We start from the raw sequence: 23,904 nt of genomic DNA, 5'->3' as shown, positions 1-23,904 counted from the left end.
TTCGTATTATCTACAGTATAAATGTTTTTTATCACTTGTTGTTTGTTAAGAAAGGAGAAAGAAAAAACGAGCTTTTGTGGATTTCCACAAAAGCTATGTTGCTCGATATTTGTCTAATTTCATATCAACGTATAGTTTTACTTTTTCACTCATATTGCTTAAATCGATATGTCCAATTTCGCTAATTCGCTTTAGCCGATAAGCAAGCGTATTTGGATGAATATTGAGCGCTTTTGCCGTTTCGTTAACATTGCTGTCGTAATCGAGATACGTTTCGATCGTTTCAACTAAGTTTGTATGATGTTGAGCATCGTACTGTTTCAGTTTGTTGAGCGCAGCGTTGTGGAAATCCCCATGTCGCTTTTTCTCAAAAAGTAAATCGAAAAACTGATACATGCCGAGATGTTGGTAACTTTGAACATCGGCAAGTTGATGAGGAAATGCGCGCTTCATTTTTAATACGGTTTGTGCTTCTTCGTAGCTTTTAGCGATGTTCGTATAACATTCATATACGTTTCCGAAAGCTCCCATTACAATGTCGACGCGAAAACGTTCTTTCATTTGCGCCATGAACGAACGGAAAAACCGTTCAATATGCGCTTCACCGTAGACGTTCGAACTTGGGGCGACAACCACGATGAGCCGTTGATGATCGATCGTATAGAGCGGCACGGCAAGCTGTTGTGTCGTCTTTAATAAGTAATCAATTTGCCTTTCCACTTGCGTTTGAATATGTTGTTGAAATTGAAAAATGCCAACAGCAAAAAACGGATATACGTGTACGTTTAATTCGTTGCATTGTTCAACAATATCGTGCGGAGACGAAAAGTGTCCGGTTAATAGCTTCCAAAAAAATTCTTGAATGCGCTCTTCTTTTTTATGCTTCCGAATTTGCGCTTGCAACAATAAATTCTTTGCCGCTTTTGCCGCCTGTTTTAATACATCGAATTGTTGTTCCGTCCAAGGTTCATCCATTTCAATCGCCCAAATAAATCCGAGCGCCTCTTTATTTTTCCAAATTGAAATGGCGATGCGGTTGCCAAGTCCTATTTCTGAAATTTGTGCCACACGGACAGGCTGTTCGCTTTGCAAAAGCTTTGGGATCACCCCTTCGCGCCATAAGCTATTAATGACGCGTTCCGGCACGCGACGATGGATAATGGTTGCTGTACGGGCAGGATCGGTGTAATGCTCATGTCCGCTATAAGCAATTAAGCGATGGTTTGCATCTTCAATCGTAATCGGACATTGCAATAACTCGCTCACATGATCGGCAAACTCCTCTAAGCTGTCAAAATGAGTGGCAAAAGGGTTCACAAACATCCACTCCGTTTCGTATGTTGTCTTATGATTATTGTAGCATATTGACAAATGAAAGATCTTACTTTAACTTATAAGAAGAAGCTAAATACCGTAGGATTGTGACTGCATAAGCAGGCAAGACCTAAAACGGATGGGAGGGTCGTGTCTTCCTTGCGTTTTAGGTCTTTTGTTTTTATCCAAATAATTCTTTGTAAGGGGGATATTTCAAATGTTTAAATGGCTTCGTAAACGTGAGGAAACGATTGTCGCCCCGTTAACAGGAAATGTACGACCGCTCGATGATGTTCCAGACCCTGTATTTGCCCAAAAGATGATGGGAGAGGGTTTGGCGATCGAGGCAATAGACGGTGTTGTTGTTTCACCAGTCAATGGAGAAGTCGTACAAGTATTCCCGACGAAACATGCAGTAGGTTTGCGTTCAGAGGGAGGATTAGAAATTCTTATACATGTTGGAATCGATACTGTTCATATGCAAGGGGAAGGGTTTGAAGCGTATGTGAAAGCGGGAGAGCGTGTGAAGGCTGGTGACTTGCTTTTGTCGTTTGATGTATCGCTTGTGCAACAAAAGGCGAAAAGCGATCTTACTCCTGTAGTCATAACGAACGGGGATGCGGTGAAAGAGTATGGTTGGGAACATGTGGAACAAGTGGAAAGAGGAAAGACCGTTTTAATGAAAGTACATTTGAAGTAATATAAGTGATATAACGAAATAGATCGCTAAGGGGACGAAGATGACGTTGCGAATTCATAAAATTTTAAATAATAACGCCGTCGTTGTATTGGATGAAGGGCAAGAGAAAATTGTAATGGGTCCAGGTATTGCTTTTCAGAAAAAGAAAAATGACATCATCCCTCGTGCGAAAATCGAAAAAATTTTTGTGATGGAAGAAGAAAATGAAAAATTCCAAGAGTTGTTACGTACCCTTCCAGAAGAGCATATTGACATCGCTGAAGAAATTATTAGCTATGCCGAAAGAGAATTGCAAGCCCCGCTGAATAACCATATTCATATTGCGTTGACTGATCATTTATCTTTTGCGATTGAACGAATCCAGCAAGGGTACCAAATTCAAAATAAGCTGTTAAATGAAATTAAAGTGTTATATAAGAAAGAATATCAAATTGGTCTTTGGGCAAAGCAGCTTATTCGCGAGCGTCTCGGTATTGACATTCCGGATGATGAAGTTGCCCATATTGCGCTTCACATTCATACCGCGAAAATGGACGCAGCCAGTATGAATAAAACGTTACAGCAAACGACTTTAATTCGTGAAATGATTGATTTCATGAAGCAAACGTTACGCATTCATATTGATGAAGAAAGCATATCTTATCAGCGGCTTGTTACCCATTTACGTTTTGCGCTTAATCGAATAGAAAATGGTGAGCTGTTTCATACTATGGACCCAGACATGTTAGCGCTCATTCAAACGAAGTACGAAAAAGAGTTTGCATGTGCTGTTGCGATGGCTGAATATGCGAAAAAGGAATACGGAATTGAATTCCCTGTCACCGAATTAGCTTATATTACGTTGCACATCCAACGTCTAACCATAAAATAATATTTTTGGTATGAGTAAAATGTTTGTGGGAGAAAAGGAAAAAAAAAAGACAGGTTCCCTATTTGTTTGTTATTGACTTAATTTCGACAATAACATAAAATGAAAGCGGATAAAAAATTAGATAAAGCGGGATTGTGACTGCATAAGCAGGCAAGACCTAAAATGTGCGACGATTCCTACAGCATCTGTACGCACGTTTTAGGTCTTTTTGTTTTTCACAACATAATATTTTTGTTTTTCACAATAATAATATTAAGAATATTAAGAGGGAGGAATCTACATGAATTACGAACACGTTGCTAAGCAACTCGTTTCGTTGCTTGGTGGAAAAGAAAATATCATTAGTGCGGTTCATTGTGCAACTCGTCTTCGTCTTGTGCTAAAAGACGAAAAGAAAGTGGACCAACAAGCAATTGAACAACTTGATGGGGTAAAAGGTGCATTTTCTAGTTCCGGTCAGTATCAAATTATTTTTGGTACAGGTGTTGTTAACAAAGTGTATGAGCAATTTGTCAAAGAAGCAGGTTTACAAAACGTAAGTGCTGATGTGCACCAAGAAGCAGTCAAGCAAAAAATGAATCCGCTTGTTCGACTTGCAAAAACATTATCAAATATTTTCGTTCCAATTATTCCAGCAATTGTAGCTAGCGGTTTATTGATGGGATTACTTGGTATGATGAAGGCTTTCAAATGGGTGGCCCCAGATAGTGCTTGGATCGTATTGCTTGACATGTTTTCAAGTGCAGCTTTCATCATTTTGCCAATTTTAATTGGTTATAGTGCAGCCAAAGAATTTGGGGGAAATCCATTTTTAGGAGCAGTTATTGGTGGAATCATGACACACCCTTCGTTGTTAAATCCATGGGGATTAGCAAGTGCTGAACCTGAGTATTTGCATTTTCTCGGTTTTGATATCGCAATGATTGGATATCAAGGAACGGTTATTCCAATTTTACTTGCAACATATGTCATGAGTAAAATCGAAAAAAGCTTGCGTAAAGTTGTTCCACACGCAGTCGACTTACTTGTTACACCGTTTATTACGGTTATTTTAACAGGCTTCACTGCGATCTTAGTCATTGGTCCGCTTGGAAATATTGTCGGAGAAGGAATTACAACAACGTTAAACTTCATATATGACACAGGTGGAGCGCTTGCGGGTCTTATTTTCGGTGGTTTGTATTCGATGATTGTCATTACAGGTGTTCATCATAGTTTCCATGCGATCGAAGCCGGATTGCTTGCGGATATTGGTAAAAACTATTTATTGCCTATTTGGTCAATGGCAAACGTTGCTCAAGGTGGAGCGGGTTTAGCAGTATTTTTAAAATCAAAACGGACGAAAACGAAGGAAATCGCTTTGCCAGCTGCATTTTCCGCCTTTTTAGGTATTACCGAGCCTGTTATTTTTGGGGTGAACTTAAGATATCGAAAACCGTTTATCGCTGCTGCCATTGGTGGGGCGGCTGGTGGAGCGTATGTTGTATTTACAAACGTTGTCGCAAATGCATATGGATTAACGGGCATCCCAATGATTGCGATCGTCGCACCAATGGGGATGGCGAACTTAATAAACTATTTAATCGGCTTTGCAATTGCAGTTGGTACAGCGTTTGTGGCAACATGGATATTAGGATTTAAAGAAGAATAAGGCGAGTGAATGACTCGCCTTTTTTTGTAGGAGGGAACAACGATGAAACGAGGAGTCATTAGTCTTGGTGAAGCGTTAATTGATTTTATTCCGCTCGATGCAACAAATCAGGCTTACCAAAAAAGTCCTGGTGGGGCGCCAGCGAATGTCGCGGTCGGTGTCGCGCGGCTCGGTGTGCCATCGACGTTTCTAGGGAAAGTGGGCCGAGATGTACTCGGTGTCTTTTTAAAAGAAACGCTTGATGAATATGGTGTAAATACGACTTGGCTCCAATTTAGTGATGATGTTCGTACAGGTGTCGTTTTTGTGACGTTAGCGGAAAATGGGGAACGAAGCTTTGATTTTTACATTAACCCAAGCGCAGATCGCTTTTTACGCGAAGAAGAAATTGATGAATCGCTATTTCGGACACATCGCATTCTCCATTTTGGTTCGATCTCACTCATTAGTGAGCCAGCACGAAGCGCGACAAAGCGGGCTGTTATGTTAGCTAAAGAAAACGGCATGATTGTCTCGTATGATCCGAACTTGCGTCTCGGTTTATGGGAAAGTGAACAACAAGCTCGTCAAATGATTATATCAATGTTACCAGAAGCGGATGTACTTAAAATTTCTGAAGAGGAATTGACGTTTATTACAGGGGAGAAAGATATACAAAAAGGTGTAGATGCTCTTGCTTCCTACAACATTCCGCTCATCGTCGTCACGCTAGGGGAAAACGGTAGTTATGCGTTTACGAAAGAAGGATCCGTATTTACGCCAGCGCTTAAAGTAGAGGCGGTTGATACGACAGGGGCAGGAGATGCGTTTGTTTCCGGTATGCTTTATTGCTTGCATGAGCGAGAAGGGGCGATCAACGACTTGTCGCTTGCGGAAGTTGAACAAATGGCGCGTTTTGCGAGTGTTTCAGGGGCGTTAGCTGCATCAACAAAAGGAGCAATGACAGCCTTACCGACGCGTGATGAAGTCGAACGAATTTTACGAGAAGGTTGGTCGAGATGAAATCATTGAACGAAAAAAAACAAATACAGCTCGCGGAAGAAGAAATAAAAAAATATGCTTCAATTGTTGAAAGTGACCCAAATCGTTTGCGTTATCATTTAATGCCTCCTGTCGGATTAATGAACGATCCAAATGGACTGATTTATTGGAAAGGGACGTACCATGTGTTTTATCAGTGGATGCCATTTGCAACGACACATGGAGCAAAATTTTGGGGACATTATACGTCACGTAATCTCATTCATTGGGAAAGACAAGCACCCGCGCTAGCCCCAAGTGAATGGTTTGACAGAAACGGTTGCTACTCTGGAAGCGCCGTGGACAATGATGGTGTACTTACACTTTTTTATACAGGGAATGTCAAAGACGATGACGGAACACGCCATACGTATCAATGTATGGCAATATCAAGTGACGGCCTTCACTTTGAAAAAAAGGGGGTTGTTGTTCATCTCCCAGACGGTTACACGGCTCATTTTCGTGACCCAAAAGTGTGGAAGCATGAAAACAAGTGGTATATGGTGATTGGCGCACAGAGCGAGCAATTAGATGGAAAGGCAGTATTATTTCGCTCTGATGATCTCATGCATTGGGAGCATATCGGTGCTATAGCAGGAGGAGAGGACGGGAACTTTGGGTACATGTGGGAGTGCCCAGATGTATTCCGTTTGGGTGGAAAAGATGTTCTCATCGTCTGTCCACAAGGATTACAACCAGAAGGTATGCATTACCAAAACGTATATCAAGCAGGATATTTTGTTGGACAGTTAAATTATGAAACAGGACAATATGCACATGGCACATTCACTGAATTAGATCGAGGATTTGAATTTTATGCTCCGCAAACGATGGTTGATGAATACGGTCGCCGTATTATGATCGCCTGGATGGGCGTTCCCGACCAAGATGAAGATAAACATCCAACGATTGCTTACCGATGGGTACATGCATTAACGTTGCCTCGCGAACTCGTTTTAGTTGGCGATAAATTATATCAACGACCGATTGAGCAGTTGCAGTTGCTCCGAAGCGACGAAGTTCACTATCCAAATGTATCGTTGCATAAAGAAACGATGCAATTTGATGGAGTGGAAGGAAAAACGGTTGAGCTGTTACTTAAGCATATTGAAGGTCAAGGTGTTTTATCCATTGACATACAAAACGATGTTTCGTTTTCATATGATTTTGAGAAAAGGGTGGCCACGCTACAACGTGAAAGCTTTGCACGGCGAGGTGAAAAAGAAAAAAGACAGTGCGTTTTATCGAATTTGCGAACACTCCATATATTCATCGATACATCGTCCATCGAAATTTTCTTAAATGAAGGTGAAGAAGTGTTTACAGCACGGTTTTTCCCACATGAGAAAAACGAACATATTGTATTTAAAACAAATGGACGAGCCGCGTTTCGCTTATACAAATGGAAATTATGTTAAAACTTTTGCTTGTCAAATGTTCAACTGCTTTCGTATGATGAAAGAAAAGGGAGTATTCCTTCAAATTATGGAAGGTTGCTCCTTTTTCATTCAATGACAAAAGGTGATGAAGCGATGGAGCAAGATAAGTTAAAAAAAGTAGTGGAAGCTGCGAAGTTGTATTATTTGCTAGATTACAACCAAAATGATATTGCCAAAAAGCTCGGCGTGTCGCGACCGACCGTGTCCCGTTTATTGCAGCAAGCGAAAGAGGAAGGAATTGTGGAAATTAAAATTAACGATCCCGCAGAAGATATTCAACGATTAGCGAAGCAACTTGAACAAAAGTTCAATCTCAAGAAAGCAATTGTTGTGTCCGTTCCTGAACATCAAGATGGCATTATTAAAAAATATGTTGGAAAAGAGGCAGCTGAATATTTACGTTCAATCGTAAAAGACGGTGATGTCATTGGCGTGACATGGGGGACGACGCTGTATCATGTTGCGTTACAGCTTAAACATAAGCATGTGAAGGATGTCAAAGTCGTTCAATTAAAAGGTGGCGTCAGTTTGTCGGAAACAAATACGTTCGCTTCTGATATTTTACATTTGTTTGGAAGCGCATTCAATGCAACGGTACATCACTTGCCTCTCCCGGCCATCGTCGATCATGTCGTTGTTAAGCAAGCGATGGAAGCCGACCGCCACATTCGTAAAATTCTCGATCTCGGTCGACAAGCGAATATTGCTGTATTTACGATTGGATCAATTAAATCGGAGTCGCTATTGTTCCAGCTTGGTTATTTTACAGAAGAAGATTTGCAAACGATTTATTCAAAAGCAGTCGGTGACATTTGTTCACGCTTTTTTGATCAAAACGGAAAGCTATGCAGCGAGGAGTTAAATGCCCGCACGCTTGGCATTGAGTTAGAAGAGTTGAAAAATAAGGAATACTCGATTGTGATTGCGGGAGGTATTCATAAAGTGGCAGGCATATATGGCGCGTTAAAAGGCAAGTATGCCAACGTGTTAGTGACAGATCAATTTACTGCGGAATGTTTGTTAGAAAAAGAATAAAAAAACGACAAACGGGGGAAAAGAAGAAAGCCCCCCTTTATTTATGTAAAAAGGAAGAAAGATTTAGCGAAGCCATGAATTTTTCTTTGACATTTGTTCATGTTAACGTTTACATATGTTCATTTTCTTGTTATATTGATTACGTAACTAAAAAACTTGTTAGGAGTGTGCAACATGAATATCGTTTGGGGACTTGTTGGTATCTTTGTTGTTCTTGGGATTGCTTTTCTTTTTTCAAATAACCGCAAGGCGATTAATCCACGAACGATTTTAGGTGGTCTTGCGATTCAAGTGTCTTTTGCGTTTATCGTTTTAAAGTGGGAAGCAGGAAAAGCTGCATTGCAATGGTTAACGAATGGTGTGACGAACATTATTAACTATGCGAGCGAAGGGATTAACTTCTTGTTCGGAGGCATGTTTGCGGCAGAAGGAATCGGATTCGTCTTTGCGTTCCAAGTGTTGCCTGTCGTCATTTTCTTCTCAGCGTTAATTTCCGTTCTTTATTATCTCGGTGTCATGCAGTGGGTTATTAAAATGATCGGGGGTCCGCTTTCGAAATTGCTCGGAACGAGTAAAGCAGAGTCAATGTCAGCGGCAGCGAACATTTTCGTTGGGCAAACAGAAGCTCCGCTTGTTATTCGCCCATATTTGTCAAAAATGACTCAATCTGAGTTGTTTGCAGTTATGACGGGAGGATTAGCGTCTGTTGCTGGTTCTGTTCTTGCCGGTTACGCGCTTTTAGGTGTTCCGCTTGAATATTTGCTTGCGGCAAGCTTCATGGCTGCCCCAGCCGGATTAGTTATGGCGAAAATGATCGTGCCTGAAACGGAGCCGATTAAAGAAGATGAACAGTTTGAAATGGAAAAAGATGAACAATCGACAAACGTCATCGATGCAGCTGCGCGCGGTGCAAGCGACGGTTTAAAGTTAGCATTAAATATCGGTGCGATGTTGTTAGCGTTTATCGCCCTTATTGCTTTAATTAACGGATTGCTCAGCGGAATCGGTAACTTGTTTAATTACGATGGGTTAACGCTTGAGAAAATTTTAGGTTTCTTATTTGCGCCTATTGCATTTGCGATTGGTGTGCCGTGGTCTGAAGCAGTAACAGCTGGTGGGTTTATCGGCCAAAAATTGATTTTAAACGAATTTGTCGCTTACTCATCTTTTGCACCACAAATTCCAGATTTATCAGTGAAAACAGTAGCTGTAGTTAGCTTTGCACTATGTGGATTTGCTAATATTTCTTCGATGGGAATTTTACTTGGTGGTTTAGGAAGCTTAGCGCCAAACCGTCGTAGCGACATTGCGCGCATGGGATTAAAAGCCGTGCTTGCTGGTATGCTCGCTTCATTGTTAAGCGCATCGATTGCCGGTATGTTTATTTAAAAGCGGAGCGCCTCGTGCGCTTCGAACATGTTCAATTTCAAGGAGGAATGAATTGATGAACATTGCTAGCATGATTGATCATACGTTATTAAAGCCAGAAACGACGAAAGCGCAAATTGAAAAGTTGGTAGAAGAAGCGAAAAAGTACGAATTCGCATCAGTATGCGTAAATCCAACGTGGGTAAAATTTGTGGCTGAACGTTTGCAAGGAACAAAAGTAAAAGTATGTACTGTCATTGGCTTCCCGTTAGGAGCAACAACGCCAGAAGTAAAAGCATTTGAGACAAAACAAGCGATCGAAAACGGTGCGCAAGAGGTCGATATGGTCATTAATATTGGTGCGTTAAAAGATGGTGACGATGATCTTGTAGAGCGCGACATTCGTGCTGTTGTCGAGGCTGCAAAAGGAAAAGCGTTAACAAAAGTTATTATTGAAACAGCGTTGTTAACAGATGAGGAAAAAGTGCGCGCATGCGAAATTGCTGTTCGCGCAGGCGCTGATTTTGTGAAAACATCAACGGGATTTGCCAGCGGCGGTGCAACAGTAGAAGACGTCGCATTAATGCGCAAAACAGTTGGTCCAAACGTCGGCGTGAAAGCATCTGGCGGTGTGCGCAGCGCAGCTGATGCTAAAGCGATGATTGATGCGGGGGCAAATCGGATCGGTACAAGTTCTGGACCTGCTATTATGGAAGGAACAACTTCAAACGAAGCATACTAATGGAGGCATTCACATATGAAAGAAGTATTACTAAGCTTACTTGCTGGGCTTGTCGTTGGAATTTTGTTTAAATTTTTACGTTTGCCGTTGCCAGCCCCGCCTGTGTTGGCAGGAGTGATAGGGGTATTTGGCGTATATTTAGGTGGGGTCGTTGCTGACTGGTTAATGAAGACGTTTTTTAACTAAATAGCCCAAGAAGGGATGATCAACAATGAATAAACAACTATTAATTGAAGCGGCAAAACAAGCGAGAGAGCGGGCGTACGTTCCGTATTCAAAGTTTAAAGTTGGGGCAGCGCTATTAACGAAAGATGGGAAAGTGTATGGAGGTTGCAACATCGAAAACGCATCATACGGTTTATGTAACTGTGCTGAACGTACGGCTTTATTTAAAGCGTACTCAGAAGGAGACCTTGAGTATGCGATGTTAGCTGTTGTTGCGGATACGGAGCGTCCTGTTCCGCCATGTGGCGCATGCCGTCAAGTCATTGTTGAATTGTGTGACCCGAATATGCCTGTCATTTTAGCCAATATGAAGGGCGATGTACAGGAAACGACGGTGAAAGAACTTCTCCCTGGAGCTTTTTCAAAAGAAGATTTGCGATAAGCGTCGGCTTTTCCGACGCTTTTTGCATTGATACATAACAAAAAAGGAAATATAATCGTGTAGAGGATAATTTGACAGCTGACAACGGAGGGGTGACATGAGTCAAGATGTATCAAGAAACAAGTTGCTTTGGATCGCGGGGCTTGGATGGTTGTTTGATGCGATGGATGTCGGGATGCTTTCATTCATTCTTGCGGCTTTGCAAAAGGAATGGGGATTAACAGCTGAGCAAATGGGTTGGATTGGGAGCGTGAACTCGATCGGTATGGCCGTCGGTGCTCTCGTGTTCGGATTGTTAGCTGATCGTATCGGTCGAAAGCAAGTATTTATTATTACGCTTTTATTATTTTCGATCGGAAGCGGCTTATCTGCTTTTGCAACAACGTTAACGGTATTTTTAATTTTACGATTTTTTATCGGTATGGGACTTGGCGGTGAACTTCCGGTTGCTTCCACGCTCGTATCGGAAAGCGTACCCGCCCATGAGCGCGGGAAAGTTGTCGTTTTATTAGAAAGCTTTTGGGCAGGTGGCTGGCTATTAGCTGCGCTTATTTCCTTTTTCGTTATTCCTGCATATGGATGGCAAATGGCGCTCATTTTAGGGGCTTTACCTGCGTTATACGCCATTTATTTGCGTATTAACTTGCCTGATTCACAAAAGTTTATTGCGGTAAAAACGGCGGAGCGTCGTTCTGTTTGGCGCAATATCGCAGACGTATGGGCAAAACCTTATGCGAAACAAACGACGATGCTTTGGATTTTATGGTTTGCGGTCGTCTTTTCGTACTACGGCATGTTTTTATGGCTGCCGAGCGTGATGGTGATGAAAGGATTTAGTTTAATTAAAAGTTTTGAATATGTGCTAATTATGACGTTTGCACAGTTGCCGGGCTATTTTAGCGTGGCTTGGTTGATTGAACGCATCGGAAGAAAAGCGGTGCTCATTATTTATTTAGTTGGGACAGCGTTAAGCGCTTATTTCTTCGGAAATGCCGAGTCGGTTGCGATGTTAATGACGTTTGGAGCGCTGTTATCATTCTTTAATCTCGGCGCATGGGGAGCGCTTTATGCCTACACGCCAGAACAATACCCAACGGTTATTCGCGCGACAGGGGCAGGCATGGCAGCTTCATTCGGACGCATTGGGGGCATTTTAGGACCGCTTCTTGTCGGTTATTTAGTTGCACAAAACGTGTCGGTGACGATGATTTTTGCGATTTTTTGCGTCGCCATTTTTATCGGTGTACTCGCCGTTCTTTTTCTCGGGAAAGAAACGAAACAACAAGAACTCGCATAATTGTACAAAAAGAAGCTATAATGGTATCATTGTAGCTTCTTTAATTTTTGAAAGGAGACATGTCATTTGGGTGTTTCTGTAGTCATTGCAACATATAACCGGCTACTTCCATTAGCGGAATTGTTAGAGTCATTAAGTAAACAAACATACAAGCCAACGCAAGTGATTATTGTTAACGATGGAGGTTCATCTGTACAAGCTGCGGTTGATGCATATCCTGAGCTCCCGATCGAACTCATTGAATTGCAAGAAAATGTCGGGCATGTTGAAGCGCGGAATATCGGTGTGCGTGCAGCAACAGAAGATTTTATCATGCTTTGTGATGACGACGACTTATTATTGCCATGTCATACGGAACGAATGATTGCAAATATGAACGACGCGGACTTTGTATATAGCGATGTAGAAATTTTTCATTACCGCATTGAAAACGGGCTGCGCTTACCGACTGATCGCTTTTTATTTGCATATGAATGCGATTTACAGGCGATGCGGTCGTTTTCAACATACGTCCCTTCAGGAAGCATGTATCGCCGCGCCATTCATGATACGATCGGCTATTTCGATCCGTACGTCCATAATTATTGGGATTGGGATTTCTTTTTGCGCGTTGCGAACGAATATCGCGTGAAACGCGTGCCGATCGCGAGCGTCCTGTATGCTTTCTCAAATGAGGGTGATCATTTATCGAAACAAATGAATGAAACGAGACAAATGTATTTAAACCGATTAAGTGAAAAACATGAACTTGGCAACCTACCAACAAAAAACTTTTGGCTTCTTTTATCTGAATCGGAAGTGCAAAAAAGAAGAGCGAAAAGTGAAATCGTATGGAACGGTGAGCCGTTTCGCTCGCGCTTAGCACATATTGTCATGTGTTAGGAGGAGAACAAGTGTATTGGTGGAGCATCCAGCAATTATTTATTTTGCTTTTGTTTTCCCCGCTGCTTGCTCGTCACGTCTTTGACGGATATGGGATACGTTTTTTGCTGTTTGTTTGCTTAACGTTTGCCATTGCTTTATTCGCTGAGCATCAAGTAAAGAAAAATAAAAAAGCGAAGTCGTTTTTTATATCGGCGGTATTATGTAACATACTTATTTTGCTTGGCTTCGCTTTTGTTGCATGACAGAGTCGTTCAGAAGGCTCTGTTTTTGTTTTATAAAAAAGGGATAAAAAGAAAAATGTCGAAAAACTAATTAAACCGACAAGTTTCTACTTGACAAATAAAAATTACTATATGATAATTTATATCGAATTATAATTGTTATAATTTAATTTGTCAGTCATATTTTCTATATGGCTGGACCATACTACTAACATGCAAAAAAATGATGCAGGAGGATGATGAAACATGCCATTAGTAGGAAAACAAGTACAACCATTTAAAGCGATGGCGTACCATAACGGTGAATTTATCGAGGTAACAGAAGAAAACTTAAAAGGAAAATGGAGCGTCGTTTGCTTCTATCCAGCAGACTTTACGTTCGTTTGCCCAACAGAATTAGAAGATTTACAAAACGAATATCCGAAATTAAAAGAGCTTGGTGTTGAAGTATACTCTGTTTCAACGGATACACACTTCACGCATAAAGCATGGCACGATCATTCGCCAGCTATTAGCAAAATTGAATACGTAATGATCGGCGACCCTTCACAAAAATTATCACGCATGTTCGAAGTGCTTGATGAAGAAACAGGTCTTGCGCAACGCGGTACGTTCATTATCGACCCAGATGGCGTTATCCAAGCAGTTGAAATTAACGCTGACGGCATCGGTCGCGACGCAAGCACAATTGTAAACAAAATTAAAGCTGCACAATACGTGCGCAACAACCCTGGCGAAGTATGCCCAGCAAAATGGCAAGAAGGTGGGCAAACATTGAAGCCAAGCCTTGACCTTGTAGGTAAAATTTAAGGAGGCTTACGTCAATGGTATTGGATGCTGAAATTAAAGCACAGCTCGCCCAATATCTACAATTGATGGAAAATGACATTGTGTTAAAAGTGAGCGCGGGAGACGATTCAGTTTCCCGCGATATGCTTGCTTTAGTCGATGAGCTTGCAACAATGTCATCGAAAATCAAAGTAGAAAAAACAACGTTAGAGAGAACGCCAAGCTTTAGCGTCAATCGCGTTGGCGAAGAAACGGGCGTTGTGTTCGCGGGAGTGCCTTTAGGACATGAATTTACTTCCCTCGTGCTTGCGTTGCTTCAAGTGAGTGGACGTCCGCCAAAGGTCGATCAAGCGGTCATTGATCAAATTAAAGGTTTACAAGGAACGTACCGTTTTGAAACATACGTCAGCTTAACGTGCCATAACTGTCCGGACGTCGTTCAAGCATTAAACGTCATGAGCGTACTAAATCCGAATATTTCACATACGATGATTGATGGAGCAGCATTTAAAGAAGAAGTCGAACAAAAAGACGTGATGGCGGTGCCAACTGTCTTTTTAAATGGCGAACCGTTTGCGAGCGGCCGCATGTCGCTTGAAGAAATTCTTGCGAAGTTAGGAAGCACGCCAGATGCTTCAACGTTCGCAAACAAAGACCCGTTCGACGTGCTTGTCATCGGTGGGGGACCTGCTGGTGCGACAGCAGCCATTTATGCTGCGCGTAAAGGCATTCGCACGGGAATTGTCGCTGAACGTTTTGGCGGTCAAATTTTAGATACGCTAGGCATTGAAAACTTTATTAGCGTCAAATATACAGAAGGTCCAAAGCTCGCGGCAAGCCTTGAAGAACATGTGAAACATTACAATGTTGACATTATGAACTTGCAGCGTGCGAAACGGTTGGAAAAGAAAGACCTCATTGAAGTTGAACTTGAAAACGGCGCCGTTTTAAAAAGTAAAGCGGTCATTATCGCGACAGGTGCGCGTTGGCGCAATCTCGGCGTCCCTGGCGAAGCGGAGTTCAAAAATAAAGGGGTTGCTTACTGCCCGCATTGCGATGGTCCGTTGTTCGAAGGAAAGCATGTCGCGGTCATTGGCGGTGGTAACTCTGGGGTCGAAGCGGCAATTGACCTGGCGGGAATTGCTAAGCATGTGACCGTTCTTGAGTTTGCGCCAGAATTAAAGGCGGATGCTGTGTTGCAAGATCGTTTGTACAGCTTACCGAACGTAACAGTCATTAAAAATGCGCAAACGAAAGAAATTACAGGTACAGACAAAGTAAACGGTCTCACGTATATTGATCGCGCAACAGGCGAAGAGCACCATATTGAACTTCAAGGTGTATTTGTTCAAATTGGACTCGTACCGAATACAGAGTGGTTAGAAGGAACGGTCGAGCGCAATCGCTTCGGTGAAATTATCGTCGATAAACGCGGTGCAACAAACGTTCCTGGTGTCTTCGCTGCTGGCGATTGTACAGATAGCGCATATAAACAGATTATCATTTCCATGGGCTCAGGCGCAACAGCTTCTTTAGGTGCGTTTGACTACTTAATTCGGAATTAACCGGTTTCCCTCCCCTTGACGCTCGTATTGTCGTTTGATACAATATTAGCCAAACGAAATACAGGTGCAACGATGAAAGATGGATAGTAGCTAAGATCGTTCTTTTATAGCGAGCTAGGGGGGGTGGAAGCCTAGCAAAGACGCTTAGCGAAACGGCAGTCTGGAGTTGCTTCACGCAAAAAGTGGATGCGTTACGCATCAACTAGGGTGGAACCGCGGGAGTTACGCTCTCGTCCCTAGGCGAAAGGCCTAAGGACGAGAGCGTTTTTTTGTTTACACTTCATAAGAGGAGGATGAAATATGTCGGTAACGATGGATCAAATTGTGGCACATGCGAAACATCGCGGTTTTGTTTTTCCTGGCTCAGAAATTTACGGTGGGTTAGCGAATACGTGGGATTACGGTCCGCTAGGGACAGAATTAAAAAATAATATTAAGCGCGCATGGTGGAAAAAGTTTGTCCAACAATCGCCGTACAATGTCGGATTAGATGCAGCGATTTTAATGAACCCGCGCACGTGGGAAGCGTCAGGTCATTTAGGGAACTTCAACGATCCGATGATTGACTGTAAACAATGTAAAGCGCGTCACCGGGCAGACAAACTTATCGAAAGCGCCCTTGAAGCGAAAGGCATTGAAATGGTTGTCGATGGGCTCCCATTTGAAAAAATGGAGCAGCTCATCCAAGAGCACGACATCGCTTGTCCGGATTGCGGCAGTCGCGACTTTACGAACATTCGCCAATTTAACTTAATGTTTAAAACGTTCCAAGGTGTAACGGAATCGAGCGCGAACGAAATTTATCTTCGTCCTGAAACGGCACAAGGCATTTTTGTAAACTTTAAAAACGTGCAGCGGACAATGCGCAAAAAATTGCCGTTTGGTATTGCGCAAATCGGAAAAAGTTTTCGGAACGAAATTACACCTGGAAACTTCACATTCCGTACGCGCGAATTTGAGCAAATGGAGCTTGAATTTTTCTGCAAGCCGGGCGAGGAATTGCAATGGTTTGATTATTGGAAACAATATTGCGAACAGTGGCTTTTATCGCTTGGCATGAAGCGTGAAAACATTCGTTTGCGCGATCATTCTGAAGATGAACTATCTCACTACAGCAACGCGACAACAGATATTGAATATAAGTTCCCGTTCGGTTGGGGCGAGCTGTGGGGCGTTGCATCGCGCACCGATTACGATTTGCGCCGTCATATGGAATATTCAGGAGAAGATTTCCATTACCTCGATCAAGAGACGAATGAGCGTTTCATTCCGTACTGCATTGAACCTTCACTTGGTGCAGACCGCGTGACGCTTGCCTTTATGATTGATGCATATGAAGAAGAACAACTTGCAGACGGCACGACGCGCACCGTTATGCATCTTCACCCAGCATTAGCGCCGTACAAGGCCGCGATATTGCCGTTGTCGAAAAAGTTATCAGAAGGTGCACGTGCTATTTTTGAACAGCTTTCCCAGCACTTTATGGTCGATTACGACGAGTCTGGTTCGATCGGAAAACGATATCGCCGTCAAGATGAAATCGGAACACCGTTCTGTATTACGTATGATTTCGACTCAGAACAAGATCAAATGGTAACTGTGCGCGATCGCGACACGATGGAACAAACACGCATTCCAATCGCACAATTAAAAGACTTTTTAGAAGAAAAAATTCAATTTTAACGAAAAACAGGCTATCCTATCGTTAGGGTAGCCTTTATGTTAGGAAGGAGTGAAACGATGAGCATATTGAAAAATGATTGGGCGCCTCTATTAGAAGAGGAATTTCAAAAGCCGTATTATTTGAAGTTGCGTCAGTTTTTAAAAGAAGAATATCGCACGAAAACGATTTATCCCGATATGCACGATATTTTCAACGCCCTTCATTACACGCCATATGCCAATGTGAAAGTCGTTATTTTAGGACAAGATCCGTATCATGGACCGAATCAAGCGCACGGATTAAGTTTTTCTGTCAAACCGGGCGTCCCTTTACCTCCGTCGTTATTAAACATTTTTAAAGAGTTACAAGATGACCTTGGGTGCTATATTCCAAACAACGGTTATTTATTAAAATGGGCGAAGCAGGGAGTGTTATTGTTAAATACGGTATTAACGGTGCGAAGAGGGGAAGCGAATTCGCATAAAGGAAAAGGATGGGAGCATTTTACGGACCGTGTCATTGAACTTGTAAATGAAAAGCAAGAACCGGTCGTCTTTATTTTATGGGGGCGTCATGCCCAAGCGAAAAAAGCGCTCATTACAAATGAACATCATTATCTTATTGAAGCCCCGCATCCGAGCCCACTTTCAGCCGCGCGAGGCTTTTTCGGCAGCCGCCCGTTTTCGAAAACGAACGCGTTTTTACAACGAACAGGGAGAGAGACGATTGACTGGCAAATCGAAAACATTTGATACACGAATAAACTGTTATGCATGCAAACATTTTTACGTCACGTGGGACCCGCAGCTGCCGCGCGGTTGTCGTGCGTTCGGTTTTAAAAGTGCTGCGCTCCCTTCCATTGTCGTGAAACAATCGTCTGGTACGCCGTGCATGAAGTTTGCTAAAAAAGAAAATAAGGGGAGAAACGAATGAGTTCATCGCGCTCCATCGTCGTTTCTGTCGTCGCGATGATGGTAGCCATTATCGCAGGCACAGTAGGATTTATGTTCTCAGAACAATTATCTTTTTTTGATGCGCTTTGGCTGACAGTTGTCACCATTTTAACGGTTGGTTACGGGGATACTGTTCCACAAACATTTTACGGAAAACTGTTTGCCCTCATCATTATTCCAGTCGGCATCAGCATCGTCACCTACGCGACAGGGGCAGTCGTTTCTATGATGATGGAAGGCGAATTTTCAAAAACGGTACGGAGGCGAAAAATGAAAAAGAAAATCGAGATGATGGCAAATCATATTATCGTATGCGGATTTGGGCGCGTTGGCGAACAAGTGGTGCGCGAGCTTGTTAAAAACGGGACACCTGTCGTTGTTATTGAGCGAAAGACGGATTGGCTCGAAGAAATGGACGACCCTCCTCCGTACGTCGAAGGGGATGCGACAGAAGATGACGTATTGATCGCGGCAGGCATTGAACGGGCGGCTGGCTTAATTGCCGCGTTGCCATCTGATGCTGATAACGTCTTTATTGCCTTAACAGCAAAAGGAATAAACCGCGACATTCAAGTTGTCGCGCGTGCCGAGCGGCCAGAATCAGAAGAAAAATTGCGGCGCGCCGGTGCGGACAAGGTGATTAACCCTTCGTTTTTGAGCGGCCGGCGCATGGCGATGACGATATTAAAGCCAGTTACTGTCGATTATGTTGATACGATTTTTCACGACCGTACCGGACAATACGCCATTGAGGAAGTAAAGATTGAGCCTCATTCTTCATTTGTTCATACGTCTGTCGGCGATCAAGCGGTAAAGACGCGCTTTCGAGTGACGATTATTGCTATTCAGCGACAGGACGCCATCATTGGGAACCCGTCCCCAGATGAGCGGTTTTGCGCGGGCGACATCGTCATCGTCTTTGGGGAAAAACGAGCGTTAGAAGCGTTTGAACAGGCGGTAAACAAAAAGTAAGCAGCCACATCGGCTGCTTACTGTAATGCATAAATTCTCGCTTCGTGTGGGCGCATATGAAGCGTCGTTCCTTCTTCTTTGACGTCTATATAGTTGCCGAGCAAGAGGCGGCGACTTGCAGAGCTGAGCTCTTCTGGCAATGTATATACGTTGTCGCTGTCGCAATGATTTAAAACGATCAGCCAGCGAACGCCATCGAGCTCGCGTGTATAGGCATAAATGTACGGCTCATTTTCTGAAAGATCGCGGAATGTGCCGTACACCATTACCGGATTTTGTTTGCGTAATTGAATAAGCTTTTTATAGTAATAATATACTGAGTTCGGAGCGGCCAATGCCTGTTTGACGTTAATCTCTTTATAGTTTGGATTTACTTTGAGCCACGGCGTGCCTGTTGTAAATCCTGCATGTTCGCTATCGTCCCATTGCATTGGTGTGCGCGAGTTATCGCGGCTCAATAGCTGCAAGCTTTCGAGTACTTCTTTCGGATCGCGTCCTTTCGCGACTTCCTCGGCATATTTATTTTTCATCGCAATGTCGTTGTAGTCATCGATCGAGTCAAATTTGACGCCCGTCATGCCGATTTCTTCTCCTTGATAAATGTATGGCGTTCCAGGCAACGTATGCACGAGCGTAGCGAGCAATTTCGCTGATTCAACACGGAACTGTTTATCGTTTCCGTAGCGCGTCACTTGTCGCGTATGGTCGTGGTTGTTTAAAAATTGTGAGTTCCATCCTTTCCCCCACAACCCTTCATACCAACGTTTTTGAATTTGTTTAAAGCGAATCGGATCCCATGTCGGCATTTCGTCACATACTTCAAAATGGAACAGTGTATGTAGCTCGTTTCGGTCTTCCTCAACATATTTTAAGCCTTCTTCTGGCGATACGAAAGCAACTTCCCCGACGGTAAAAATGTCATAATGTTTAAGTACTTTGTCGTGCATTTCTTGTAAATACTCGTGCACGCCCGGATTGTTTGTTAAATAGCGAATGTCATACGGATTTTCTGCGTCCGGAAATCCGTCTGGTTTCGCTAATAAAGCAATCGCATCTAAACGGAATCCGTCGATGCCTTTATCTAACCAAAAGCGCATCATTTTATAAATTTCTTCACGAACTTCTTTATTTTCCCAATTCAAATCTGGTTGTTCAACTGCAAAGGAATGGAAGTAGTATTGCCCTGTTTTTTCATCGTATTCCCATGCGGACGGTGTAAAGTACGAACGCCAGTTATTTGGCTTGTCACGCCATATGTACCAATCGCGCTTCGGGTTGTCTTTTGACGAACGCGACTCAATAAACCAAGGATGTTGATCGGATGTATGGTTTACGACAAGGTCCATAATTAATTTCATTCCACGTTGATGCACTTCGTGAAGCAGGCGATCAAACGTCTCCATATCCCCTGCTTTATCCATAATGCGATAATAGTCTGAAATGTCGTATCCGTTATCTTTATCTGGTGACTCGTAGCACGGATTGAGCCAAATGACATCGACCCCTAAATCGTGAATGTAATCGAGCTTTTGAATGAGCCCTTCTAAATCGCCGTATCCATCGCCGTTTGAATCAAAAAAGCTTCGCCAATATACTTGGTATACGACAGCTTCTTTCCACCATGTCCGTTTCATTTGTTGTCACTCCTTTGTCCAATTAAAGCGTTTTCAATTTGAAAAGTTGCTATGTATAAGATACCATTGTTTTAAGGGAAAAAGGAAGACGGGAGTGAAAACGTTTTGAACATATTAGTGACACATGTGTTAACAAAAATGGAAGAAGAAATTGCAAAAGCAAAGCATACGTCGTCACCGCAGGCGTTGCGTGAGCATATGTATGCCGTTCGTGCATTGTGTGACGTTATTTTACAACAGCCGTCAGCGAACACGTCAACGATCGTTGCCACGCAGCCGGCAACAAAAGAACGATTAGACATTGACGGCGATGCGAACGGACCGTCATTACTTGATTTTTAGGAGGGGGAGCATGAAACGATTTACGATCATCGCCTCGGTTAGTGCGGCGTTATGTGTTGCGCTAGGCGCGTTCGGGGCGCACGTGTTGGAAGGAACAATTCCGGATCGATACATAGACACGTGGCAAAAAGCGGTACAATACCAAATGTTCCATACGCTCGGTTTGTTTCTCGTTGCGTTGTTTGCGACAAAATGGCCGAACGTGACGCCAGCTGGTTGGTTTATGGTTGCGGGCATCGTCTTATTTTCAGGAAGTTTGTATATCCTTAGTTTGACACAAATCAAAATACTTGGGGCGATTACCCCGTTTGGAGGCGTATCGTTTATTATCGCTTGGTTACTTTTAGCGTATACTGCGATCAAACATATGTAAAACGAGGCGCGTTGGACGCCTCGTTTTTAACGTGGAGCATATGTGCTTAATCCGACACCTGATGCAAATGGATATTCATAATTAATTTCTTCATCAAATGTCACATAGTCGAGATAAATCATCGGCAATAAATAGCGCATGCCTGTTTGTGGATCACTTAAAATAAGATGGTCGCGTCCAGCTGCTTCAACGACGCCGCGGAAAATTTTCGCATTCCATTCACGATTGTTTTCAAACGTCGCATAAACTGTGGCGATTTTACCTTTGTTTAGGCGCAAAATGTTTTCAATGTACGACTCTTCAATCGGGAGCATCCCCGGTAGCGGTTGGCTTGCGGTCGTTGGTGTTTGCATCGCTCCCGTTTGGGGCGTAAACGTTGGTGTAGGCAACCCAAATGGATATGTTGGCATTTGGTACGGATAGTAGTAAGGATATGCATAATAAGGAACTTGTTGTCTTTCTTCACTCATACTAATCCCTCCCTTAAATTAATATACGCGTGGACAATCCCAGCGAGTTGGCGCGTAAAAACAATGAGATTTGAAGCGACCGGTATTCCATTGATTAAACCATCGTGCTGGACAAGGACCATCTGGTCGGAAAAACCAAAGCGCATGCGTTGCTGGATGAAATCGCTCACCGCGAATGACGCGCCGGGCAAGGCGCATGTCTTCTTCGCGGGCACGTTGATAAAAATACCCCTTTTGTACAGCTTCAAATCCCCCAGGACTTTGGAATACCATTTGTCGAATGGTACGCAGTCCAATAAAATCTAGACAGTCTGCGATGACTCGATTAATTCCTACGTTCCCTACCATAAGCATGCCGAGCTGTCCATCTCCTTCTGCTTCCGCTCGCATTAAACGGGCCAGTAATTTCACATCTTCTTCTGTATGTGCAACAACAGCCATCCCTTCCCCTCCCTTTATGGAAATCGCTATTAGCCTATGATGAAACATGCGAAAATGTGAGGAAAGTCGTCATTGTTATATGTATGAAGCACATCATAAAAAAAGACCTCCAAATCGGAGGCCTATACATGTAAAAACGATTGTATTTTTTCCTTTGGCAAGATGTTCCCAACAAAAAACGAGCCAAACTCACCAAATCGTGCGCTTACTTCATCGAAACGCATTTCGTACACAAGCTTTTTAAACTGAAGGACATCGTTTGAAAAGAGAGTGACGCCCCATTCGTAGTCATCAAAACCGACAGAGCCCGTAATAATTTGTACGACTTTTCCTGCATATTTTCGTCCTGTCATGCCATGTGCGCGCATTAAATTGCGGCGTTCTTCCATCGGAAGCATGTACCAATTATCATTTCCTTGACGACGCTTGTCCATTGGATAGAAGCATACGTGATTTGTTTTCGGTAAAATCGGATATAAACGGCGGCGCACTTCTGGGTTTTCATACGGATCGCCAGCTTCTGCCGGCAAATAGTTGCTTAGCTCAACGACAGAAACGTATGAATACGCAGGGATGAGATATTCAGCTAACTTTGTTTTATTGATTGCTGTTTCGATTTCATGAAGTTCTTCCATCGTCGGACGTAAAAGCATAAACATGACGTCCGCTTTTTGCCCCATAATCGTGTAAATGGCGTGACTTCCCTCTTTAGCCGCTTCCGTTGTTTCCCATTTTTCCACTAGCGTTAAAAACTCATGAATTGCTTCTTGACGCTCATCATTCGAGAGCATTTTCCAAGCTACCCAATCAATTGTGCGAAAATCATGCAGGCAATACCAACCGTCTAACGTTTGTGCTGCTTCGCTCATATGTCACACTCCTTTTGTATGTACTGTTAAAAATTTTATCATATGTGTTTCGTTTATGACAAACCGCACTATTTCAATCGTTTGTAAATGAGGAAAGCGATGACCATGACTATTCCGCCGACGATCGTAATCGTTGTGAAATGTTGTTCGATAAATGATTTCGCTTGAGCGCCTAAGATGAAAATAATGAGCCCTTCGGTGAAAAAGCGCGCTCCGCGGCCGATGAACGACCAAAAAAGCAACGTGCGAATGCTGACGTTTGAAATGCCTGAGAAAATGGTAAATACTTTATACGGAATAGGTGTAAATCCTGCGATGACAATCGCCATCGCTCCGTATTGTTGAAAGTATTGATCGACTTTGTCCATTTTTTCATCAGAAATAAAATAACGCAAAGCCGGTCTGCCAAATTTTTTCCCGATATACCATCCAAGCAAGGCGCCAAGTACGGAAGCGACGGTCGTTAAAAACGAAAACCATAATGCCTTCTCCGGCTGCGCGAGGCTTAACGGAATTAATAACACATCAGGCGGGATAGGGAAAAAAGAAGATTCCGTAAATGAAACGATAACTAAACCAATGACGCCAAACTCAAGCAACCATTGTTCAATGTGATGAATCCATTGTGACATACGTAACGCTCCTTTGTATTGTACATGTTTTTTAACAAATATATCACTTTT

General features: G+C 42.9%; 27 protein-coding genes and 1 other annotated feature. Of the genes, 21 read left to right on the top strand and 6 right to left on the bottom strand.

Features of this window, described 5'->3' with window-relative positions; translation table 11 throughout:
• Positions 1 to 93: 93 nt before the first annotated feature.
• A complete protein-coding gene (locus tag BM213_RS01280) occupies positions 94 to 1,323 on the bottom strand; it encodes a PucR family transcriptional regulator (protein WP_091700132.1) in 1,230 nt (409 codons plus the stop codon).
• A gap of 208 nt (positions 1,324 to 1,531) precedes the next feature.
• On the opposite strand from BM213_RS01280, the gene BM213_RS01275 reads away from it, so the two are divergent.
• The 19 genes from BM213_RS01275 to BM213_RS01185 all read left to right on the top strand — a co-directional run bounded on the left by BM213_RS01275 (position 1,532) and on the right by BM213_RS01185 (position 19,092).
• The gene (locus BM213_RS01275) at positions 1,532 to 2,014 is read left to right on the top strand and encodes a PTS sugar transporter subunit IIA (RefSeq protein ID WP_003397122.1); all 483 of its coding nucleotides are present in this window, start codon (positions 1,532 to 1,534) and stop codon (positions 2,012 to 2,014) included.
• Between the two features lie 40 nt (positions 2,015 to 2,054).
• Positions 2,055 to 2,885, top strand: coding sequence for a PRD domain-containing protein (locus tag BM213_RS01270; RefSeq protein WP_091700130.1), 831 nt, complete (start codon positions 2,055 to 2,057; stop codon positions 2,883 to 2,885).
• Between the two features lie 280 nt (positions 2,886 to 3,165).
• Entirely contained in the window at positions 3,166 to 4,536 is a 1,371-nt protein-coding gene (locus tag BM213_RS01265; protein WP_091700128.1) for a sucrose-specific PTS transporter subunit IIBC, read from the top strand.
• A gap of 42 nt (positions 4,537 to 4,578) precedes the next feature.
• Complete coding sequence (locus BM213_RS01260; RefSeq protein ID WP_091700126.1) at positions 4,579 to 5,538, top strand: aminoimidazole riboside kinase; 960 nt, start codon at positions 4,579 to 4,581, stop codon at positions 5,536 to 5,538.
• The gene (locus BM213_RS01255) at positions 5,535 to 6,974 is read left to right on the top strand and encodes a glycoside hydrolase family 32 protein (RefSeq protein WP_167357354.1); all 1,440 of its coding nucleotides are present in this window, start codon (positions 5,535 to 5,537) and stop codon (positions 6,972 to 6,974) included. Before BM213_RS01260 ends, BM213_RS01255 begins: the two co-directional genes overlap by 4 nt.
• A gap of 114 nt (positions 6,975 to 7,088) precedes the next feature.
• Positions 7,089 to 8,030, top strand: a complete 942-nt coding sequence (locus tag BM213_RS01250) for a sugar-binding transcriptional regulator (protein ID WP_091700124.1) — start codon at positions 7,089 to 7,091, stop codon at positions 8,028 to 8,030.
• A 174-nt stretch (positions 8,031 to 8,204) separates the two neighbouring features.
• Entirely contained in the window at positions 8,205 to 9,419 is a 1,215-nt protein-coding gene (locus BM213_RS01245) for a NupC/NupG family nucleoside CNT transporter (RefSeq protein WP_091700123.1), read from the top strand.
• Between the two features lie 55 nt (positions 9,420 to 9,474).
• Entirely contained in the window at positions 9,475 to 10,140 is a 666-nt protein-coding gene (gene deoC / locus BM213_RS01240; protein WP_091700122.1) for a deoxyribose-phosphate aldolase, read from the top strand.
• 15 nt (positions 10,141 to 10,155) lie between these two features.
• Positions 10,156 to 10,326 carry a XapX domain-containing protein gene (locus tag BM213_RS01235; RefSeq protein ID WP_091700121.1) on the top strand — a complete coding sequence of 57 codons (171 nt, stop codon included), beginning with the start codon at positions 10,156 to 10,158 and terminating at the stop codon, positions 10,324 to 10,326.
• Between the two features lie 25 nt (positions 10,327 to 10,351).
• Complete coding sequence (locus BM213_RS01230; protein ID WP_004893149.1) at positions 10,352 to 10,747, top strand: cytidine deaminase; 396 nt, start codon at positions 10,352 to 10,354, stop codon at positions 10,745 to 10,747.
• 97 nt (positions 10,748 to 10,844) lie between these two features.
• Positions 10,845 to 12,044 (top strand): MFS transporter, encoded by a 1,200-nt coding sequence (locus tag BM213_RS01225; protein WP_091700120.1) that lies wholly within the window; start codon positions 10,845 to 10,847, stop codon positions 12,042 to 12,044.
• 66 nt (positions 12,045 to 12,110) lie between these two features.
• Entirely contained in the window at positions 12,111 to 12,926 is an 816-nt protein-coding gene (locus BM213_RS01220) for a glycosyltransferase family 2 protein (RefSeq protein ID WP_091700119.1), read from the top strand.
• Between the two features lie 11 nt (positions 12,927 to 12,937).
• Positions 12,938 to 13,171, top strand: coding sequence for a hypothetical protein (locus BM213_RS01215; protein ID WP_091700118.1), 234 nt, complete (start codon positions 12,938 to 12,940; stop codon positions 13,169 to 13,171).
• A gap of 225 nt (positions 13,172 to 13,396) precedes the next feature.
• A complete protein-coding gene (gene ahpC, locus BM213_RS01210; protein WP_003397103.1) occupies positions 13,397 to 13,960 on the top strand; it encodes an alkyl hydroperoxide reductase subunit C in 564 nt (187 codons plus the stop codon).
• 14 nt (positions 13,961 to 13,974) lie between these two features.
• On the top strand, positions 13,975 to 15,504 hold the full coding sequence (ahpF, locus tag BM213_RS01205; RefSeq protein ID WP_091700117.1) for an alkyl hydroperoxide reductase subunit F: 1,530 nt from the start codon (positions 13,975 to 13,977) through the stop codon (positions 15,502 to 15,504).
• Positions 15,505 to 15,567: 63 nt separating this feature from the next.
• Positions 15,568 to 15,745: a binding site (T-box leader), on the top strand.
• Between the two features lie 59 nt (positions 15,746 to 15,804).
• Positions 15,805 to 17,187: a glycine--tRNA ligase gene (locus tag BM213_RS01200; RefSeq protein ID WP_091700116.1), complete on the top strand. Its 1,383-nt coding sequence runs from the start codon at positions 15,805 to 15,807 to the stop codon at positions 17,185 to 17,187.
• 57 nt (positions 17,188 to 17,244) lie between these two features.
• A complete protein-coding gene (locus BM213_RS01195) occupies positions 17,245 to 17,919 on the top strand; it encodes a uracil-DNA glycosylase (RefSeq protein ID WP_091700115.1) in 675 nt (224 codons plus the stop codon).
• Positions 17,894 to 18,100: a uracil-DNA glycosylase gene (locus BM213_RS01190; RefSeq protein WP_091700114.1), complete on the top strand. Its 207-nt coding sequence runs from the start codon at positions 17,894 to 17,896 to the stop codon at positions 18,098 to 18,100. The genes BM213_RS01195 and BM213_RS01190 overlap by 26 nt, the downstream gene beginning before the upstream one ends.
• Positions 18,097 to 19,092, top strand: coding sequence for a potassium channel family protein (locus BM213_RS01185; RefSeq protein WP_091700113.1), 996 nt, complete (start codon positions 18,097 to 18,099; stop codon positions 19,090 to 19,092). The genes BM213_RS01190 and BM213_RS01185 overlap by 4 nt, the downstream gene beginning before the upstream one ends.
• A 17-nt stretch (positions 19,093 to 19,109) precedes the next feature.
• On the opposite strand, the gene BM213_RS01180 is transcribed toward BM213_RS01185, so the two are convergent.
• Positions 19,110 to 20,726 (bottom strand): glycoside hydrolase family 13 protein, encoded by a 1,617-nt coding sequence (locus BM213_RS01180; RefSeq protein WP_091700112.1) that lies wholly within the window; start codon positions 20,724 to 20,726, stop codon positions 19,110 to 19,112.
• A gap of 105 nt (positions 20,727 to 20,831) precedes the next feature.
• On the opposite strand from BM213_RS01180, the gene BM213_RS01175 reads away from it, so the two are divergent.
• Together BM213_RS01175 and BM213_RS01170 are read left to right on the top strand one after the other, a co-directional pair.
• Positions 20,832 to 21,068 (top strand): YwdI family protein, encoded by a 237-nt coding sequence (locus tag BM213_RS01175; protein ID WP_091700111.1) that lies wholly within the window; start codon positions 20,832 to 20,834, stop codon positions 21,066 to 21,068.
• Between the two features lie 10 nt (positions 21,069 to 21,078).
• Positions 21,079 to 21,441 (top strand): DUF423 domain-containing protein, encoded by a 363-nt coding sequence (locus tag BM213_RS01170; RefSeq protein ID WP_003397093.1) that lies wholly within the window; start codon positions 21,079 to 21,081, stop codon positions 21,439 to 21,441.
• A 26-nt stretch (positions 21,442 to 21,467) separates the two neighbouring features.
• Here the strand turns inward: BM213_RS01170 and gerQ are convergent, their stop codons facing one another.
• From gerQ to BM213_RS01150, 4 genes are all read right to left on the bottom strand, one after another.
• Complete coding sequence (gerQ, locus tag BM213_RS01165) at positions 21,468 to 21,911, bottom strand: spore coat protein GerQ (protein ID WP_091700110.1); 444 nt, start codon at positions 21,909 to 21,911, stop codon at positions 21,468 to 21,470.
• Between the two features lie 18 nt (positions 21,912 to 21,929).
• A complete protein-coding gene (locus tag BM213_RS01160; protein WP_091700109.1) occupies positions 21,930 to 22,352 on the bottom strand; it encodes a cell wall hydrolase in 423 nt (140 codons plus the stop codon).
• Between the two features lie 122 nt (positions 22,353 to 22,474).
• Positions 22,475 to 23,221, bottom strand: coding sequence for a hydrogen peroxide-dependent heme synthase (gene hemQ / locus BM213_RS01155; protein ID WP_091700108.1), 747 nt, complete (start codon positions 23,219 to 23,221; stop codon positions 22,475 to 22,477).
• A gap of 68 nt (positions 23,222 to 23,289) precedes the next feature.
• The gene (locus BM213_RS01150) at positions 23,290 to 23,853 is read right to left on the bottom strand and encodes a YqaA family protein (RefSeq protein WP_091700107.1); all 564 of its coding nucleotides are present in this window, start codon (positions 23,851 to 23,853) and stop codon (positions 23,290 to 23,292) included.
• Positions 23,854 to 23,904 lie beyond the last annotated feature (51 nt).

Source organism: Anoxybacillus pushchinoensis (genome assembly GCF_900111795.1).
GTDB lineage: Bacteria > Bacillota > Bacilli > Bacillales > Anoxybacillaceae > Anoxybacillus > Anoxybacillus pushchinoensis.
The sequence above is the reverse complement of the archived record's forward strand: the minus strand, read 5'-3'. Positions and strand labels throughout refer to the sequence as shown.

Excerpts from the sequence above, each read along its gene's own strand:
- BM213_RS01280 (WP_091700132.1), bottom strand. The coding sequence starts at position 1,323 with ATGTTTGTGAACCCTTTTGCCACTCATTTTGACAGCTTAGAGGAGTTT.
- BM213_RS01275 (WP_003397122.1), top strand. The coding sequence starts at position 1,532 with ATGTTTAAATGGCTTCGTAAACGTGAGGAAACGATTGTCGCCCCGTTA.
- BM213_RS01270 (WP_091700130.1), top strand. The coding sequence starts at position 2,055 with ATGACGTTGCGAATTCATAAAATTTTAAATAATAACGCCGTCGTTGTA.
- BM213_RS01265 (WP_091700128.1), top strand. The coding sequence starts at position 3,166 with ATGAATTACGAACACGTTGCTAAGCAACTCGTTTCGTTGCTTGGTGGA.
- BM213_RS01260 (WP_091700126.1), top strand. The coding sequence starts at position 4,579 with ATGAAACGAGGAGTCATTAGTCTTGGTGAAGCGTTAATTGATTTTATT.
- BM213_RS01255 (WP_167357354.1), top strand. The coding sequence starts at position 5,535 with ATGAAATCATTGAACGAAAAAAAACAAATACAGCTCGCGGAAGAAGAA.
- BM213_RS01250 (WP_091700124.1), top strand. The coding sequence starts at position 7,089 with ATGGAGCAAGATAAGTTAAAAAAAGTAGTGGAAGCTGCGAAGTTGTAT.
- BM213_RS01245 (WP_091700123.1), top strand. The coding sequence starts at position 8,205 with ATGAATATCGTTTGGGGACTTGTTGGTATCTTTGTTGTTCTTGGGATT.
- deoC (WP_091700122.1), top strand. The coding sequence starts at position 9,475 with ATGAACATTGCTAGCATGATTGATCATACGTTATTAAAGCCAGAAACG.
- BM213_RS01235 (WP_091700121.1), top strand. The coding sequence starts at position 10,156 with ATGAAAGAAGTATTACTAAGCTTACTTGCTGGGCTTGTCGTTGGAATT.
- BM213_RS01230 (WP_004893149.1), top strand. The coding sequence starts at position 10,352 with ATGAATAAACAACTATTAATTGAAGCGGCAAAACAAGCGAGAGAGCGG.
- BM213_RS01225 (WP_091700120.1), top strand. The coding sequence starts at position 10,845 with ATGAGTCAAGATGTATCAAGAAACAAGTTGCTTTGGATCGCGGGGCTT.
- ahpC (WP_003397103.1), top strand. The coding sequence starts at position 13,397 with ATGCCATTAGTAGGAAAACAAGTACAACCATTTAAAGCGATGGCGTAC.
- ahpF (WP_091700117.1), top strand. The coding sequence starts at position 13,975 with ATGGTATTGGATGCTGAAATTAAAGCACAGCTCGCCCAATATCTACAA.
- BM213_RS01200 (WP_091700116.1), top strand. The coding sequence starts at position 15,805 with ATGTCGGTAACGATGGATCAAATTGTGGCACATGCGAAACATCGCGGT.
- BM213_RS01195 (WP_091700115.1), top strand. The coding sequence starts at position 17,245 with ATGAGCATATTGAAAAATGATTGGGCGCCTCTATTAGAAGAGGAATTT.
- BM213_RS01185 (WP_091700113.1), top strand. The coding sequence starts at position 18,097 with ATGAGTTCATCGCGCTCCATCGTCGTTTCTGTCGTCGCGATGATGGTA.
- BM213_RS01180 (WP_091700112.1), bottom strand. The coding sequence starts at position 20,726 with ATGAAACGGACATGGTGGAAAGAAGCTGTCGTATACCAAGTATATTGG.
- BM213_RS01170 (WP_003397093.1), top strand. The coding sequence starts at position 21,079 with ATGAAACGATTTACGATCATCGCCTCGGTTAGTGCGGCGTTATGTGTT.
- gerQ (WP_091700110.1), bottom strand. The coding sequence starts at position 21,911 with ATGAGTGAAGAAAGACAACAAGTTCCTTATTATGCATATCCTTACTAC.
- BM213_RS01160 (WP_091700109.1), bottom strand. The coding sequence starts at position 22,352 with ATGGCTGTTGTTGCACATACAGAAGAAGATGTGAAATTACTGGCCCGT.
- hemQ (WP_091700108.1), bottom strand. The coding sequence starts at position 23,221 with ATGAGCGAAGCAGCACAAACGTTAGACGGTTGGTATTGCCTGCATGAT.
- BM213_RS01150 (WP_091700107.1), bottom strand. The coding sequence starts at position 23,853 with ATGTCACAATGGATTCATCACATTGAACAATGGTTGCTTGAGTTTGGC.